This window comes from Klenkia terrae (assembly GCF_037083865.1).
GTDB lineage: Bacteria > Actinomycetota > Actinomycetes > Mycobacteriales > Geodermatophilaceae > Klenkia > Klenkia terrae.
This window is the reverse complement of the sequence record NZ_JBAPLV010000013.1, coordinates 49,046-64,690: the sequence shown is the minus strand read 5'-3', so window position 1 is coordinate 64,690 and position 15,645 is coordinate 49,046. Positions and strand designations below refer to the sequence as shown.

13 protein-coding genes and 3 tRNA genes are annotated in these 15,645 nt (G+C 74.0%); 7 read left to right on the top strand and 9 right to left on the bottom strand.

Features of this window, described 5'->3' with window-relative positions:
• Positions 1-17 precede the first annotated feature (17 nt).
• From rpmG to UXQ13_RS12925, 4 genes are all read right to left on the bottom strand, one after another.
• Positions 18-182 carry a 50S ribosomal protein L33 gene (gene rpmG / locus UXQ13_RS12940; protein WP_055764573.1) on the bottom strand — a complete coding sequence of 55 codons (165 nt, stop codon included), beginning with the start codon at positions 180-182 and terminating at the stop codon, positions 18-20.
• Positions 183-267: 85 nt separating this feature from the next.
• Positions 268-341, bottom strand: a tRNA-Met gene (locus UXQ13_RS12935).
• 43 nt (positions 342-384) lie between these two features.
• Positions 385-457: transfer RNA gene (locus UXQ13_RS12930), tRNA-Thr, on the bottom strand.
• Positions 458-521: 64 nt separating this feature from the next.
• Complete coding sequence (locus UXQ13_RS12925; protein ID WP_336392425.1) at positions 522-3,071, bottom strand: putative bifunctional diguanylate cyclase/phosphodiesterase; 2,550 nt, start codon at positions 3,069-3,071, stop codon at positions 522-524.
• Positions 3,072-3,766: 695 nt separating this feature from the next.
• Between UXQ13_RS12925 and UXQ13_RS12920 the strand changes: the two genes are divergently transcribed.
• Positions 3,767-4,195 (top strand): pilus assembly protein TadG-related protein, encoded by a 429-nt coding sequence (locus tag UXQ13_RS12920; protein ID WP_225232952.1) that lies wholly within the window; start codon positions 3,767-3,769, stop codon positions 4,193-4,195.
• 59 nt (positions 4,196-4,254) lie between these two features.
• Here UXQ13_RS12920 and UXQ13_RS12915 read toward each other — a convergent pair.
• Positions 4,255-4,336 (bottom strand) — tRNA-Tyr (locus UXQ13_RS12915).
• An 83-nt stretch (positions 4,337-4,419) separates the two neighbouring features.
• Between UXQ13_RS12915 and UXQ13_RS12910 the strand changes: the two genes are divergently transcribed.
• The gene (locus UXQ13_RS12910) at positions 4,420-4,911 is read left to right on the top strand and encodes a YajQ family cyclic di-GMP-binding protein (protein ID WP_091238902.1); all 492 of its coding nucleotides are present in this window, start codon (positions 4,420-4,422) and stop codon (positions 4,909-4,911) included.
• Positions 4,912-4,942: 31 nt separating this feature from the next.
• Here UXQ13_RS12910 and htpX read toward each other — a convergent pair whose 3' ends face one another.
• Positions 4,943-5,812 carry a zinc metalloprotease HtpX gene (htpX, locus tag UXQ13_RS12905; protein WP_225232953.1) on the bottom strand — a complete coding sequence of 290 codons (870 nt, stop codon included), beginning with the start codon at positions 5,810-5,812 and terminating at the stop codon, positions 4,943-4,945.
• A gap of 91 nt (positions 5,813-5,903) precedes the next feature.
• Here htpX and UXQ13_RS12900 point away from each other — a divergent pair, with 91 nt between their 5' ends.
• From UXQ13_RS12900 to UXQ13_RS12885, 4 genes are all read left to right on the top strand, one after another.
• Positions 5,904-6,737: a GAF and ANTAR domain-containing protein gene (locus UXQ13_RS12900; protein ID WP_225232954.1), complete on the top strand. Its 834-nt coding sequence runs from the start codon at positions 5,904-5,906 to the stop codon at positions 6,735-6,737.
• A 104-nt stretch (positions 6,738-6,841) separates the two neighbouring features.
• Complete coding sequence (locus UXQ13_RS12895; protein ID WP_225232955.1) at positions 6,842-8,770, top strand: 2-oxoacid:acceptor oxidoreductase subunit alpha; 1,929 nt, start codon at positions 6,842-6,844, stop codon at positions 8,768-8,770.
• Complete coding sequence (locus UXQ13_RS12890) at positions 8,767-9,882, top strand: 2-oxoacid:ferredoxin oxidoreductase subunit beta (protein ID WP_225232956.1); 1,116 nt, start codon at positions 8,767-8,769, stop codon at positions 9,880-9,882. Before UXQ13_RS12895 ends, UXQ13_RS12890 begins: the two co-directional genes overlap by 4 nt.
• 40 nt (positions 9,883-9,922) lie before the next feature.
• Positions 9,923-11,248: a cytochrome P450 gene (locus tag UXQ13_RS12885; RefSeq protein WP_225232957.1), complete on the top strand. Its 1,326-nt coding sequence runs from the start codon at positions 9,923-9,925 to the stop codon at positions 11,246-11,248.
• Here UXQ13_RS12885 and UXQ13_RS12880 read toward each other — a convergent pair.
• The gene (locus UXQ13_RS12880; RefSeq protein WP_336392424.1) at positions 11,238-12,599 is read right to left on the bottom strand and encodes an aminotransferase-like domain-containing protein; all 1,362 of its coding nucleotides are present in this window, start codon (positions 12,597-12,599) and stop codon (positions 11,238-11,240) included. The genes UXQ13_RS12885 and UXQ13_RS12880 overlap by 11 nt on opposite strands.
• A gap of 69 nt (positions 12,600-12,668) precedes the next feature.
• Between UXQ13_RS12880 and UXQ13_RS12875 the strand changes: the two genes are divergently transcribed.
• Positions 12,669-13,328: a pyridoxamine 5'-phosphate oxidase family protein gene (locus UXQ13_RS12875; RefSeq protein WP_225232959.1), complete on the top strand. Its 660-nt coding sequence runs from the start codon at positions 12,669-12,671 to the stop codon at positions 13,326-13,328.
• Here the strand turns inward: UXQ13_RS12875 and UXQ13_RS12870 are convergent.
• Complete coding sequence (locus tag UXQ13_RS12870; RefSeq protein ID WP_336392423.1) at positions 13,312-14,514, bottom strand: PQQ-dependent sugar dehydrogenase; 1,203 nt, start codon at positions 14,512-14,514, stop codon at positions 13,312-13,314. The two genes, UXQ13_RS12875 and UXQ13_RS12870, sit on opposite strands and share 17 nt — an antisense overlap.
• Before the next feature lie 43 nt (positions 14,515-14,557).
• The gene (locus tag UXQ13_RS12865) at positions 14,558-15,622 is read right to left on the bottom strand and encodes a polyprenyl synthetase family protein (RefSeq protein ID WP_225232961.1); all 1,065 of its coding nucleotides are present in this window, start codon (positions 15,620-15,622) and stop codon (positions 14,558-14,560) included.
• Between the last annotated feature and the right edge of the window lie 23 nt (positions 15,623-15,645).

Below are 15,645 nucleotides of genomic sequence, written 5' to 3'. Positions count from 1 at the left end.
ATCCGTACGACCTGCGGTCAGCGGGTCTCGCGGTGGACCGTGTGCTTCTTGTCCGTGGGGCAGTACTTCTTCAGCTCGAGCCGGTCGGGGTCGTTGCGCCGGTTCTTGCGGGTGATGTAGTTGCGGTTCTTGCACTCCTGGCAAGCCAGGGTGATCTTCGGACGGACATCGGTGGCTGCCATGAGCGTTTCCTCGCCTTGTTCTGGTCAGGTGGCGTGCGGGGGTCCCCACACGCCGACGGACCCCGGGTACGGGGTCCGTCATGGGTAGCGGCGACCGGACTTGAACCGGTGACACAACGATTATGAGCCGTTTGCTCTACCAGGCTGAGCTACGCCGCCGCGATCGTTCGGGCCGGTCGGTGGACCGACCCGGGCTGATCGGAGCCCCTTTACGGAATCGAACCGTAGACCTTCTCCTTACCATGGAGACGCTCTGCCGACTGAGCTAAAGGGGCCTGCCTGCTCCCCCAGGGCCCTCTCGGACCCTCGCGGAGCGTGCCGTGGAACTCTAGCAAACCCTCACGAGCGGACGAACAACCGGCGGTGCGGGGCACCGGGTGTCGCCGACCGGACGCCGGTCCGGGCCAGCAGCCAGTTCTCCAGCCGGTCGTCGGGCAACGGGCGGCTGACCAGGAATCCCTGCAGCTTGTCGCAGCCCATCTCGGCCAGCAGGTCGCGGGTGACCTCGTCCTCGACGCCCTCGGCGACCACGCGCAGCCCGAGGTTGTGGGCCAGCTCGACGATCGAGCGGGCGATGAACGACTCGCTCTGACTGGTGGACATGCCCAGCACGAAGGACTTGTCGATCTTGAGCTCGTCGATCGGCAGCTGGCGCAGCTGCGACAGCGAGGAGTAGCCGGTGCCGAAGTCGTCCATCGACAGCCGCAGACCCAGCGAGTGCAGGTCTGCCAGCACGGTGGAGTTGCGGACCGAGTCGTCGACGACGATCCCCTCGGTCAGCTCCAGGGTCAGCAGCGACCCCGGCACGCCGTGGTGCCGCAGCGCGCCCCGCACGCGGTCCACCAGGTCGGGCTCGGCCAGGCAGCGGGCCGACAGGTTCACCGCGACCGAGAGCGCGATGTCCTGGTCCAGCCACTTGCGGCAGCGCTCGAGCGCCAGGTCCAGCACGTAGTCGGTGACGGCCCCGATCCGGCCGATCTGCTCGGCCAGGCCGATGAAGTCGTCGGGCGGGACGTTGCCGTAGCGGGGGTGGGCCCAGCGGACGAGGGTCTCGACCGAGACGATGTCGGAGGTCCGGGTGTCCACGATGGGCTGGAAGACCACGGTGATCTGCTTCTCGGCCATCGCCGACTCGAGCTCCGTGCCCAGCTGCAACCGGCGCAGGCTCTGCTGGTCCAGCACCGGGTGGTAGCTGGCCACCCCACCCGAGCTGTGCCCGGCCAGCAGGGCGACGTCCGCGCGCTGCATGAGGGTGCCCGGGTCGACGCCGTGCACCGGGGCCGCGGCGACGCCGAAGGTCAGCAGCACGTCCAGGTCCAGCCCGGCCACCCGGGCGCGGGTCGCGGCCGCGTCGCGCAGCCGGCGGGCGGCCCGCTCGGTGGCCGGCAGGCTGAGCCCGGGCAGCAGGACGGCGAACTGGCCCCCCTCCATGCGGGCGACCAGCGCCGCCGGCGGCGCGTGCTCGCGCAGCAGCCCGGCGGTGACCAGCAGCAGCTCGTCGCTGGCCGCGTGCCCGAGCGTGTCGGTGACCTCGGAGTAGTTGTCCAGGGAGGCGAACACCAGCCCGGCGCGCTGCTCGGCGTCGCCGGACCCGAGCAGGGTCTCGATCTCGGTGGCCAGGCGATGGCGGTTGGGCAGCCCGGTGAGCCCGTCGTGGTCGGCGTCGTAGCGGATCCGGGTCAGCAGCTGCTGCTGGCGGATGGCGGCGTTGACGTGGGTGAGCATCGAGTCCAGTGCGGCGCGGTCGCCGGACTCGAAGGACACGACGTCGCTCTGCCGGTCGCACACCTCGAGGTAGCCGTACTCCCCGGCCGCGGTGACGATCGGTGCGCCGAGGACCTCCTGGGCCGCGCGGCGTTGCAGGGCCTCGCGCTCCTCGGCGTTCGCCTTGGCCGCACGCAGCAGGACGGGGCCACCGTTGTCCTGGTCGACCGCCAGTCGGCGGACGAGGTCGTCGGGGTCGCTCGGCCCGGCGTACCAGTCCCCCTCGTCCCCCGCGCGGTCCACGACCAGGCGCGGTCCCTCGTCCAGGTACGGGGGCAACCACAGCGCGACGCGGTCGGCGTTCAGCAGCTCCCGCACGGCCCGGACCAGCTCGCGCGTCCCGCCCTCGTCGGGAGCGACCGCCTCCACCCGCCGGGCGAAGTCGTGGACGGACTGGACGCTCCGGCGCTCGCGGACGGCGGTCGCGGACTGCCGGAAGACCAGCAGCACACCGGCGAGCACCGGGCCCAGCAGGAACCAGGCCGACGGGTGCTCGTCGGTGACCAGCAGCGCCACGACCGCGATGGCCACGCAGAGCGGTCCGACCACCAGGCTCGGCGCCAGGGCACCGAGCCAGAAGCTGTTCGGGGGCCGCCCCTCCACGAGGGCGATCGCGGCGCCGACCATGAGCACGTCGACGACGCCGACGGCCACGACGGCGAGGACCAGGACCGCCCACGTGACCGGGTCGGCCACCGACGTCAGGGACAGGAACTGGACGACGGCCGAGGCCACCGCCACCTCGACGAGGGCGAGGGCGAGATTGAAGGCCGACTTGGGCCGGGCGTAGGGCTGGCGCAGGATGACGATCGCGAGCGCGAGGACCCGCGCCACGGCCGTCCACAGCCCACCCACCTCGACCAGGCCGATCACCAACGGGAACTCGACCGGGCTGAAGACATAGGTCTGCCGGCGGAACTCGACGTCCATGGTGCTCAACGTGGTCACCACGAACGCCAGGGCGAGCAGGACGACCAGGACGACATCCGGCCGGGTGGCCGAGCCCGCGAAGGTGGGCACCCCCACGGCGACGGCGACGGCAGTCGCCAGGACCGCCGGGGCCCACGGTCGCCGGAAGAGCGGCACCCTCGGGGTGCGCGCGTCCGGGAGCTCGGCCAACGTCACGTCCTGTCTATCGGCAGACGCGCCGAGGCTAACAGTGAGTGACGATTCCTCCTGTGCCGTCTCACCCGCCCGGGGCAGGGGACGCGCGCGCCCCGCGGGGTGCGCGCCGTCCCCGCCCGCTCGGGACCTGCGGGTCAGCGGCCCCAGCGAGCGCCGCGGCCCCACCGAGCGCCGCGGCCCCAGCGGGCGCCGCGGGTGCTGGTGGTGGTGGTGGACATGGCGATGGTGCTGGACATGACGCCTCCTCAGGCATGGCAGGACTGCTCGGGATGCGGCAGCCGCCCACGCGGGGGCAGAGCAAGGTCGGCACGGACCGCTGTGGGAAGACTGCGATCCGTCACCCGTTCGAGCAAGTGCTTGACATCACGACCGGGTGACGGTCTGCAGCGTCGTCACTCTACGGTGACCTTCGAGCACTTCGTGTCACCTGATGGGTGTCATCCGACCGGTGGGGCCCCCGGTGCGGGGCAACCTGCACCGGATGAGGCCATCGGGACGGAACGGCATCGTCCGCGACACGCGCGGCACCGGCCGCTCGTCGCGGTTCCCGGCGGCACCCCACGCGCCGTCACCCTCCGCAACCGAGCGCGGCCCCCGCGCCACCCCGCACCGCCCGGGACCGGGCCGACGGCCGCCGTCCCCAGGTCGGGGGTGGTCGGGCCCCGACCTGCGCCTACGGCCCTAGAGTGCGCCGGATGGGCAGCAGGACGGCGGGGTCGGAGCAGGGCTCCAGCCTGCCCTTCGTGCTGGTCTGCTGGCTGGTGGCCGCGTTGATGGCCTTCGGGGCGATCGCGGCCTCCGACGCCTTCCTCGAGCAGCAGCGCGTGCAGTCGGTCTGCGACGGCGCCGCGCTCGCCGCGGCCAACCAGACCGCGGCGGCGGCGGCCTACGCGCAGGGCGTGGACGGGTACCTGCCGCTGGACCAGGCCTCGGCCGAGGTCGCGGTCGCCGACCAGCTCGCCGACGGCGGCAGCCGGCTGGACTCGTGGTCGGTCGCGGTCGACGGCCTCGAGGCCACGGTCACCTGCACCCGCTCGGTGCCCATCGCGTTCGGGTGGCTGTTCCTGGGCGGGCGGCCGCTGGAGCGCACCGCGGTGGCCAGCGCGCAGGCCCCCACCGCCTGAGCACCCACCGCACGACGACGGCCCCCGACCGGGTGGGTCGGGGGCCGTCGCACCAGGCGTGGCGGGTGAAGGATTCGAACCTTCGTAGGCTAAGCCGACGGATTTACAGTCCGTTCCCATTGGCCACTCGGGCAACCCGCCGTGTGCTGTGGTGCTCGACGAGCGTACAAGACCGGTTCGGCCGCCCCACCGGGTGGCCCGGCCGCACAGGAGGAGACACCGACATGGCAGATGCGTCCTTCGACGTCGTGAGCAAGGTCGACCGCCAGGAGGTCGACAACGCCCTGAACCAGGCCGGGAAGGAGCTGTCCCAGCGGTTCGACTTCCGGGGCACCAACGCGGCCATCGCCTGGGCCGGCGAGGAGGGGGTGACCCTGACCGCCGACACCGAGGAGCGGGTCGCCGCCGCCCTGGAGGTCTTCCGGGAGAAGCTCGTCAAGCGCGGCATCTCGATGAAGGCCCTGGACGCCGGCGAGCCCCAGGCGTCGGGCAAGACCTACAAGATCTCGGCGACCATCCAGCAGGGCATCGCCTCGGACAAGGCCAAGCAGATCGCCAAGGCCATCCGCGACGAGGGTCCCAAGGGCGTCCAGGCCCAGATCCAGGGCGACCAGCTCCGGGTCAGCGGCAAGAAGCGCGACGACCTGCAGGCGGTCCAGCAGCTGCTCAAGGGCAAGGACTTCGAGATCGCCCTGCAGTTCGACAACTACCGCTGACCGGTGAGGGAGGGGCCCGGACGCCCCTCCCTCAGCCGCGCTCGCGGGCCATCTGCTCCAGGCGGGCGATCCGCTGGTCCATCGGCGGGTGGGTGCGGAACAGCGACGCCATCCCGGCCCCGCGGAAGGGGTTGGCGATCATCAGGTGGCTCTGGCTGACCAGCTTCCGCTCCTGCGGCAGCGGACGGGCGGTCACGCCCTGCTCCAGCTTGCGCAGCGCCGAGGCCAGCGCCAGCGGGTCGCCCGACAGCTGCGCCCCCGAGGCGTCGGCCTGGTACTCCCGGCTGCGGCTGACCGCCATCTGCACCAGACCGGCGGCCAGCGGCCCGAGCAGGACCAGCAGCAGGCTGCCGACCGCGTTGCCGCCGCCGCGCTCGTCGGAGCGGCCGCCGAGCACCGAGGAGAACATCGCCATCTGGCCCAGGAAGGTCACCGCGGTGGCCATCGCACCGGCGACCGAGCTGATCAGGATGTCGCGGTTGTGGACGTGGGACAGCTCGTGGGCGAGGACCCCGCGCAGCTCGCGGCGGTCCAGCAGCTCGAGGATCCCCTGGGTGCAGCAGACCGCGGCGTTGCGGGGGTTGCGCCCGGTGGCGAAGGCGTTGGGCTGGTTGGTCGGGCTCACGTAGAGCCGGGGCATCGGCTGGCGCGCCCCGGTGGCCAGCTCCCGCACGATCGCGTACATCTGCGGCGCCTGCGTCTCGGTGACCGGGAAGGCGCGCATGGACCGCAGCGCCAGCCGGTCGCTGTTGAGGTAGGCGTAGCCGTTGATCCCCACCGCGACCACCAGGGCCACGACCAGGCCGCCGCGCCCGCCCACGGCCGCGCCGGCGGCCAGGATCACCCCGGCCATCAGGCCCAGCAGCAGGGCCGTCCGGAGGCCGTTGTCCCAGCGGTGCACGCCCGCTCAACGCGGCCGGGCGGGAGGCCGTTCCCCGGACCCGGGGGGCCTCGGAGGTTTGGGTGGGCCATGCGTGAGCAACCATCCGGTCATGAGCACCGACACCGACACCGGTGAGCAGAGCCTCGTCCGCGACCACGGCCACGCCCACCGGGACCCGTCGGCGCTCAACCGCGCCTCGGGCCTGGACACCCGCTCGCTGGTGGCCCGCGTGGCCGCCGAGCGCCCGCGGGAGGTGGGCCTGGTCGTCGACGCGCTCACCGGCCCGGACGCCCACGGGCGGGAGGTGACCGAGCTGCTGCAGCTGGTCGTGCAGACCGCCCGGGAGACGATCGGGGACTGCGACTCCGCCGGCGTCACCGTCGTCCAGGAGGGCACGCCGTTCACCTCGGCGTGGACCGACGAGCGCACGCTGGCCGTGGACCGCGACCAGTACGACGTCGACGACGGGCCCTGCCTGGAGGCCTACCGCACCGAGACCTGCGTCCGGGTCACCGTCGCCGAGGCCATGGAGGCCTGGCCGGACTTCACCCGGGCGGCCCAGGCGGACGGCGTCCTGGCCTTCCTGGCCTCCCCGCTGGTGGTCGACGGGACGCGCTTCGGCGCGCTGAACCTCTACAGCCGCTCGCGGGACGGGTTCGACGACGGCGACGAGGCCCTCGCCGCCCTGATCGGCCGGATCGCCAGCGGCCTGGTGGCCGGTCAGCTGCGCCAGCACCGGTCGGCCACGTTGATCTCGCAGCTCGAGGAGGCCATCGCCTCGCGGGCGGTGATCGAGCAGGCCAAGGGCGCCATCGCGGTGGTCCGCCAGGTCACGCCGGACGAGGCCTTCGCCGTGCTGCGCGGGGTCAGCCAGGACACCAACGTGAAGCTGCGCGAGGTCGCCGCCCGCACCCTCCGGGAGTTCGGCGCACAGCTCGGCTGACCTGCGCAGGTGAGGGCACCCTGTGTCGTGCACCACGTGCAGGTCCTGGACGCCCGGCCGGTCGTCGTGTGGACGTAACCTCGGCCGGTGGAGGTACACCCCTGATGACCCACAGCACCCCAGAGACGTCCGCCGTCGAGGCACCGCCGTCGGCCCCGGGCGGGCTCGTCAAGAGCGTCGTCGCGCTGGACCGCGTCGTCATCCGCCTGGCCGGTGACTCCGGCGACGGCATGCAGCTGACCGGCAACCGGTTCACCAGCGAGACGGCGGCCTTCGGCAACGACCTGTCGACGCTGCCCAACTTCCCCGCCGAGATCCGGGCGCCCACGGGGACCCTGCCGGGGGTGTCCAGCTTCCAGCTGCACTTCGCCGACCACGACATCATGACCCCCGGGGACGCCCCCGACGTGTTGGTCGTGATGAACCCGGCGGCGCTCAAGGCCAACATCGCCGACCTGCCCGGCGGCGGTCTGCTGATCGCCGACTCCGACGAGTTCACCGCGCGCAACCTGGCCAAGGTCGGGTACGCCGAGAACCCGCTGGAGGACGGGTCGCTGGACGGCTGGCAGCTGGTCAGCGTGCCGCTGACCTCGATGACCACCGACGCGCTCGCCGGCTCCGGCCTGGGCAAGAAGGAGGCCGAGCGGAGCAAGAACATGTTCACCCTCGGCCTGCTGTCCTGGATGTACCACCGGCCCACCGAGGGCACGGTCCGCTTCCTGGAGCGCCAGTTCCGCAAGAAGCCCGAGATCGCCGCGGCCAACATCGCCGCCTTCCGCGCCGGCTTCAACTACGGCGAGACCACCGAGGCGTTCGCGGTCTCCTACGAGATCGCGCCCGCGCCGATGGCAGCGGGAACCTACCGGAACATCTCCGGCAACCAGGCGCTGGCCTACGGCCTGGTCGCGGCCGGCCAGCGGTCGGGCCTGCCGGTCTTCCTCGGCGCCTACCCGATCACCCCGGCGTCGGACGTGCTGCACGAGCTGAGCAAGCACAAGTCCTTCGGCGTCCGCACGTTCCAGGCCGAGGACGAGATCGCCGGCATCGGCGCGGCCCTGGGGGCCAGCTTCGGCGGTGCCCTCGGGGTGACGACGACGTCGGGCCCGGGTGTGGCGCTCAAGGGCGAGACCATCGGGCTGGCGGTGATGACCGAGCTGCCGCTGGTCATCGTGGACGTCCAGCGCGGCGGACCCTCGACCGGGCTGCCCACCAAGACCGAGCAGTCGGACCTGCTGCAGGCCCTGTTCGGCCGCAACGGCGAGGCCCCGGTGCCCGTGGTGGCCCCGCGGTCGCCGGCGGACTGCTTCGACGCGGCGATCGAGGCCGCGCGGATCGCGCTGACCTACCGGACGCCGGTCTTCCTGCTCTCCGACGGCTACCTGGCCAACGGCGCCGAGCCGTGGTCGGTGCCGGCCGCGGACACCCTGCCCGACCTGCGGGTGGAGTTCGCGACCGAGCCCAACGGGGAGAACGGGGAGTTCCTGCCGTACCTGCGCGACCCCGAGACCCTGGCCCGGCCGTGGGCGGTGCCCGGCACCAAGGGCCTGCAGCACCGGATCGGCGGCCTGGAGAAGGCCGACGGCACCGGCAACATCAGCTACGACGGCGCCAACCACGACTTCATGACCCGCACCCGGCAGGCCAAGGTCGACGGGATCGCGGCGTCGTTGCCGCCGACCGAGGTCGACGACCCCGACGGCGACGCCACCGTCGCCGTCATCGGGTGGGGCTCCACCTACGGGCCGATCGGGGCCGCCTGCCGGCGGATCCGCCGGTCGGGCCGGTCCGTCGCGCAGGTCCACCTGCGCCACCTCAACCCCCTGCCGGCCGACCTCGGCGACATCCTGCTGTCCTACGACCGCGTGGTGTGCCCCGAGATGAACCTCGGCCAGCTGTCCCTGCTGCTGCGCGCCAAGTACCTCGTCGACGTGCAGAGCCACACCCAGGTGACCGGCCTGCCCTTCCGGGCCGCCGAGCTCGCCGCCGTCCTGCAGGACGTCATCGACAGCACCGGAACCGAGGCCACCGCATGACCACCTCACCCATCGACGAGCACGTGCACGAGCTCGGCATGCCCGCGTTCGACCAGCGGATCGCCGACGCGGTCGCGAAGTCGGTCGAGCTGGGCGGCGAGAAGCAGACGGCGCTGAAGGCCAAGAACCTCAAGACCGACCAGGAGGTCCGCTGGTGCCCCGGCTGCGGGGACTACGTGATCCTCAACGCCGTCCAGTCGTTCCTGCCCAGCCTCGGCATCGCCCGCGAGGACATGGTCATCGTGTCCGGGATCGGCTGCTCGTCGCGGTTCCCGTACTACATGAACACCTACGGGATGCACTCCATCCACGGCCGGGCGCCGGCGATCGCGACCGGGCTGGCCGCCTCCCGCCCGGACCTGTCTGTGTGGGTGGTCACCGGGGACGGCGACGCGCTGTCCATCGGCGGCAACCACCTGATCCACACCCTGCGCCGCAACGTGAACCTGACGATCCTGCTGTTCAACAACCGGATCTACGGGCTCACCAAGGGCCAGTACTCCCCCACCTCGGAGATCGGGAAGGTCACCAAGAGCACCCCGATGGGGTCGCTGGACCACCCGTTCAACCCGGTGTCCCTGGCCCTGGGCGCGGACGCCACCTTCGTGGGCCGGGCGATGGACTCCGACCGCAAGGGGCTCACCGACGTGCTGCGGCAGGCCGCCGAGCACCAGGGGACGTCGCTGGTGGAGATCTACCAGAACTGCAACATCTTCAACGACGGCGCCTTCGAGCTGCTCAAGGACCCGTTGACCGGCACCCAGTGGTCCATCCCGCTGGTGCACGGCGAGAAGCTGGTCTTCGGCCCGGACGGCGCCTCGTGCGTCGTCGCCGACGGGTTCGGCGGGCTGCGGATCGCCGAGACCAACCAGGTCGACGAGTCCGACATCGTGGTGCACGACGCGCACCGCACCGACCCGAGCTACGCCTTCGCGCTGTCCCGGCTGTCCAGCCAGGACCTGCGCTACACCCCGATGGGCGTGTTCCGGTCGATCCAGAAGCCGACCTACGACGCGATGATGAACGACCAGCTCGAGGACGCCCGGTCCGGCCAGCCCGCCGACCTGGACGCCTTGCTCCGCGGGTCGGACACGTGGACAGTAGGGGCGTGACTCGCAGACACACGTACTTCGTCGTCGGACACACGCACCGATGACCGCCGGGACGGACAGCGTGGTCGGTCCCGGCCCCCGGACGGCGACCGGCCGGCTGGTCGAGGACACCGTCCTCGGTCTCCGGATCGGGGCGATGCGGGCCGGGGGCATGGCGCTCGCGCTGCGCGGGGACCGGGTGGCCCGGCTGCTGCACCGGCCGTGGCGGCTGGACCCCTACCCGGTCTACGCCGAGCTGCGGGCGGCCCAGCTCGCCGGTGGCCCGGTACGCAGCCGCACCGGGCTCACCGCGGTGGCCACGCACGCCTCGGTCGAGGCGGTGCTGCGCGACCGGCAGCTGGGCGTGCGGCTGTCCGACGGGGCCAGCCGGCTCGGGGACGGCGACGGGCCCTCGCTGATGGAGCCGGTCGACCTGTCGCTGCTCACCCTCGACCCGCCCGACCACACCCGGTTGCGCCGGCTCGCCCAGCCCGCGTTCGCGCCGCGGCGGCTGGCGCACTACCGCGAGGTCGCCGAGCGGGTCACCGCCGAGCTGCTGGACGGCGCCCTGGCCCGCGGCGGCCCGTTCGACCTGGTCGCCGAGCTCGCCTCGCCGCTGCCGATCAAGGTGATCTCCGCGCTGCTGGACGTCCCCGACGTCGACGCCGGCCGGTTCGCCCGCTGGGGGCTCGCGCTGGGGTCGTCGCTGGACGGCGTCCGCTCCCCCGCCCACGTGCGCGAGCTGACCCGGGCCACCGCGGGCATGCGCGCCCTGTTCGGCGAACTGCTCGAGCAGCGCCGGGTGCACCCGGGCGAGGACGTCATCTCGACCCTGGCCGCGGCCGTCGACGGCGGCACCGCGACCGCCGACGAGGTGCTGGCCATGGCGCAGCTGCTGCTGGTCGCCGGGTTCGAGACCACCACCAACCTGATCGGCAACGCCGTGCAGGCGATGCACCGGGCGCCCGACGAGTGGTCCGCGCTGGTCGCCGACCCCGGCCTGGCGGCGGCCGCGGTCGAGGAGACGCTGCGGTACGACCCGCCCGTGCAGCTGACCGCGCGGTTCGCCCACTCCGACGTCGAGGTCGACGGCCGTCCGCTGCGCCGGGACAGCGGGGTGCTGGTGCTGCTGGCCAGTGCCAACCGCGACCCGGCGGTGCACCCGGACCCCGACCGCTTCGACCTGCACCGCGAGCAGGCCGCCGCGCACCTGGCGTTCTCCGGCGGCGTCCACTACTGCCTGGGCGCCCCGCTGGCCCGGCTGGAGGGCGAGGTGGCGCTGCGGCTGCTGGCCGAGCGGGCCCCCCGCCTGCGGCCGGCCGGCGCCCCGGTCCCCCGGGTGGCCACGGTCCTCCGCGGCCCGCTGCACCTGCCCGTCACCGCCTGACCCCGGAGAGGGCGTCGGAGAGGGCGGCGGACAGCACGGCGAGGGCGTCGGGGAGGTCGGCCCGGGCCGGGGCGGCCCACCCGACGACCAGCCCGGCCCGGGTGTCGCGCACCTGCTGCTCGGCCAGGCTGCCGACCGCGACGCCGTGGCCGGCCAGCTCGGCCACGACCGCCTGCTCGTCGGCCCGGGTCGGCAGCGGGACGACCAGGTGCGCGCCGGCCGCGTCCCCGGTGGTCGTGCCGCCGGCGACGGCCACGGCCGCCCGCACCAGCTCCCGCCGGTCGGCCAGCTCGCGGCGCAGCCGGCGCTGGTGCCGGGCCAGGTCGCCGGACCCGGCCAGCGCCGCGAAGACCCGCTGACCCGACCGGCCCGGGCGGACGCCGGTGTCGCTGCGCCGCTGCACCAGCCGGTCGCGCACCGCGGGCGGGGCGACGACCCAGCCCAGTCCCAGGGTCGGGCTGACCACCTTGGACGCCGTCCCGAGGTGGACGACGACGTCGGGGCCCAGCGCGGCCAGCAGCGGCAGCGGGGCGACGTCGTAGCGGAGCTCGCCGTCGTAGTCGTCCTCCCACACCGTGAACCCCTCGGCGCGGGCCCGGTCCAGCAGCGCCGTGCGGCGGGCCGCCGGGAGCCGGCCGCCGAGCGGGAACTGGTGGGCCGGCGTGCAGTACACCGCCGCCAGGCCGGGCGGGACCCGGTCGACCACCAGGCCGTCGTCGTCCACCGGGAGCGGCACCACCTCGACCCCGGCGGCCCGCAGCGCCCCGACCGCCCGCCGGTACCCGGGGTCCTCGACCCCGACCCGGGACCCGCGCGGCAGCAGGGCCGCCAGCTCGGCGACCGCGGCCGAGGTGCCGCCGGCGGCCAGGACGTCGGCCGGGTCGGCGGGCAGGCCGCGGTGCCGGAGCAGGTGCTCCACCACCGCGGTCCGGAACGCGGGGTCGCCGACCGGGTCGTAGCCGGGGTCGGCGTCCCGGTCCCCGGCCGCCCGCCAGGCCCGGCGCCAGGCGGCGCGGTCGAGCACCTCGGTGCACGGCGACCCGGGCCGCAGGTCGACCCGCGGCCCGCCCGGCGTCGGCACCGGGGTGCGTGAGGGCGGGGCCGCCGCCGGGCCGCCCACCACGAAGGTGCCCACCCCGCGCCGGCCGGCGAGCCAGCCCTCGGCGAGCAGCTGGTCGTAGGCCGCGGCGGTGACGGTGCGGCTGACGCCCAGCAGGGTCGCCAGCTCCCGGGTGGAGGGCAGCCGGTCGCCGGCGCGCAGGGCGGGCGCCGAGCGCAGGCCGTCGGCGAGCTGGACGGCCAGCGGGGTCCGCGCGGACCGGTCCAGCACGACGGGGGGCGGCTCGGTCATCGGTGGCCTCCTGGAACTGCGACGGATTGGCCATCGGAGGATGCCACGACGTCGGGCACGCTGTCCGGTGTGACCAGTGCGCCGTTGTCCCCCACCGCCCGCTCCACCGTCCGGCGCAACGCCGTCCGGGCCCGCACCGACCGCGCCGACCTGCACGCAGTCCTCGACGCCGGGTTGATCGGGCACCTGGGCCTCGCCCTGCCGACGGGTCCGGTCGTGCTGCCCACCGGGTACGGCCGGGACGGCGAGACGCTGTACCTGCACGGGTCCAGCGGCGCGGCTTCGCTGCGGGCCGCCGCCCAGGGGGTGCCGGTGTGCTTCACGGTCACCCACGTCGACGGGATCGTCTACAGCCGGTCGGCGTTCCACCACTCGATGAACCACCGCAGCGCCGTCGTCCAGGGCACCGCCCGGCTGGTGACCGACCCCGACGAGCGCTGGCACGGGCTCGCGGTGCTCACCGAGCACCTCGCGCCGGGCTCCTGGGACTCCAGCCGGCAGCCCGACCGCAAGGAGCTGGCCGCCACGACGGTGCTGGCGCTGGACCTCACCGAGGCCAGCGTCAAGGTGCGCACCGGCCCGCCCGGCGAGGACGAGCGCGACCTGGTCGACCCGCAGGCCGACTGGGCCGGCGTGCTGCCGCTGCGCACGGTCTGGGGCGACCCGGAGCCCTGCCCGCTGCTCCCCGCCGGCACCCCGGTGCCCGCGCGGGTCAGCTCCCGGGGGTGACCCGCAGCAGCTGGTCGGTGCCGTCGCCGTTGTCGGTGGTCAGGTACAGCGCGCCGTCGCCGCCCAGCTGCGGGCTGCGCACCCGGCCGTAGTCGCCCTCCAGCTCCGGGATGCGGAACTGCTCGACCAGCGACCCGTCGTCGGCCAGCCGCAGCGCCAGCACCCCGGTGTCCTTCTGCACCCCGAGCAGGAGCAGGCCGTCGTAGCTCCCCCACTGCTCACCGGTGAGGAAGGTGATGCCGGAGACGGCGATGGTGGGGTCGCCCGAGCTCCACACCGCCGGGACGGCACCGGGGATCTCGGTGTCGGTCATCGGCACCGACTCGTCGTACTCCCCCGAGCCGACCGGGTCCCAGCCGTAGTTGCCGCCGTCGGTGGCCAGGTTGACCTCGTCGTCGACCTGGCTGCCCTGCTCGGCGGTGTAGACCGCGTCGGTGCCCGGCTGGACGGCGATCCCCTGCACGTTGCGGTGCCCGTAGCCCACGATCGCGTGCGAGGTCGGGTCGGTGAGCTCGAGGAACGGGTTGCCCGCCGAGGGCTGCCCGGTCTGCGGGTCGACCCGCAGCAGCTTGCCGGCCAGCGTGGACAGGTCCTGCGGGTTGGTGCCCCGGGCGTTGTCCCCGGTGCCGATCAGCAGCTGGCCGCCGGCGTCGAACCGCAGGCGGCAGCCGCCGTGCCGGCCGGAGTCCGCGTTGACCGGGATGCCGCCCACCAGGGGGTCGGCCACCCGGGGGGCCGACGTCCAGCCCTCGTCGACCGTCCACGCGGTCACCTCGATGCCCGGACCGCCGTCCGCGCCGCCGTCGGCGACCCCCATGCAGGTGTAGAAGCGGCGCTGCGCGTCGAAGTCCGGGTCGAGCACCAGGCCCATCAGCCCGGTCTCGCCCTCGGCCCACAGGTCGTCGAGGTCGGCCGCCACGGTCTGCACGGTCCCGTCGGGGAGCACCGCGGTGAACCCACCGCCGCGCTCGTCGAGCAGGAGGGTGCCGTCGGGGGCCTGGGAGACGTCCCACGGGTGGTCCAGGCCGTCGGCGAGCACCTCGACCTGCAGGGCGGGGGCGTCCGACGGCGCCGCGGTGGCCGCCTCGTCGGCGTCCGAGGTGGCCGACGACCCCGCCGAGCAGCCGGCCAGCAGCACCAGGCCGGTCAGGAGGGCGGTCGATCGGGCGGCGCGGCGGGTGTTCATCACCCCCAGTGTCGCCGGAGTGCAGCGACCGCGCAGGGGTCGCTCAGGCGCTGCGGGTGACCACGTAGTCGCACAGGGCCGACAGGGCCTCGCGGACCTCGCCGTCGGGCACGCTGCCCAGCCGGGCACGGGCCCGGTCGGCGTAGGAGTCCAGCACCTCGGTCGCCCGGGCCAGCGACGCCGACGCCCGCAGCAGGGCCAGCGCCTCGGCGTGCAGCGCGTCGTCGGTGATCGGTCCGGCCACCAGCTCGCGCAGCCGGGCCTCGGCCGGGTCGTCGCCGGCGAGGACGAGCAGCACCGGCAGGGTGGCGATGCCCTCGCGCAGGTCGGTGCCCGGCGACTTCCCGGACGTGCCGCTCTCGCTGACGATGTCGATCAGGTCGTCGGACAGCTGGAAGGCGACCCCGACCTCCTCGGCGTAGGCCGTGAGGTCCTCGACGACGGCCGGGGCGACGCCGGCGAACGTGGCGCCGAAGCGGGCCGAGGTGGCGACCAGCGAGCCGGTCTTGTCCGCCAGCACCGACAGGTGGTGCTCGATCGGGTCCTCGCCGGCGGCCGGGCCGACGGTCTCCCGGATCTGCCCGGTGACCAGCCGCTCGAACGTTCGCGCCTGGATGCGGACCGCCTCGGGGCCGAGGTCGGCGAGCAGGTCCGACGCCCGGGCGAAGAGGAAGTCGCCGGTCAGGATGGCGATGCTGTTGCTCCACCGGCTGTTCGCGCTGGCCGCCCCGCGGCGCACCGCGGCCTCGTCCATGACGTCGTCGTGGTACAGCGTGGCCAGGTGGGTGAGCTCGCAGACCACCGCGGCGGAGGTCACCTCGGCGGACTCCGCGTCGCCCAGCTGGGCGGCCAGGAGGGCGAGCACCGGGCGGAACCGCTTGCCGCCGGCGGTCATCAGGTGCGCGGCGGCCTCGGCCACGAACTCGTGGTCGCTGGCCACCGCGGTGTGCAGCGCGGACTCCACCCGCGCCAGGCCCGCCGCGAGCGACTCGCCCAGCGGTCCGTCGGGCAGCCAGGAGCCGACGGTGGACGCCGGCCTGCCCGGCCGGTTCCACGTCTGCGTCTGGCTGCCGTCACCGGGGGAGGTGAGGGCGCTGGCTCCGCTCATCGCCGGTGAATCTAGTCTCCGCA

Coding starts and splice junctions, on each gene's coding strand:
- rpmG (WP_055764573.1), bottom strand. CDS start 182: ATGGCAGCCACCGATGTCCGTCCGAAGATCACCCTGGCTTGCCAGGAG.
- UXQ13_RS12920 (WP_225232952.1), top strand. CDS start 3,767: ATGGGCAGCAGGACGGCGGGGTCGGAGCAGGGCTCCAGCCTGCCCTTC.
- UXQ13_RS12910 (WP_091238902.1), top strand. CDS start 4,420: ATGGCAGATGCGTCCTTCGACGTCGTGAGCAAGGTCGACCGCCAGGAG.
- UXQ13_RS12900 (WP_225232954.1), top strand. CDS start 5,904: ATGAGCACCGACACCGACACCGGTGAGCAGAGCCTCGTCCGCGACCAC.
- UXQ13_RS12895 (WP_225232955.1), top strand. CDS start 6,842: ATGACCCACAGCACCCCAGAGACGTCCGCCGTCGAGGCACCGCCGTCG.
- UXQ13_RS12890 (WP_225232956.1), top strand. CDS start 8,767: ATGACCACCTCACCCATCGACGAGCACGTGCACGAGCTCGGCATGCCC.
- UXQ13_RS12885 (WP_225232957.1), top strand. CDS start 9,923: ATGACCGCCGGGACGGACAGCGTGGTCGGTCCCGGCCCCCGGACGGCG.
- UXQ13_RS12880 (WP_336392424.1), bottom strand. CDS start 12,599: ATGACCGAGCCGCCCCCCGTCGTGCTGGACCGGTCCGCGCGGACCCCG.
- UXQ13_RS12870 (WP_336392423.1), bottom strand. CDS start 14,514: ATGAACACCCGCCGCGCCGCCCGATCGACCGCCCTCCTGACCGGCCTG.
- UXQ13_RS12865 (WP_225232961.1), bottom strand. CDS start 15,622: ATGAGCGGAGCCAGCGCCCTCACCTCCCCCGGTGACGGCAGCCAGACG.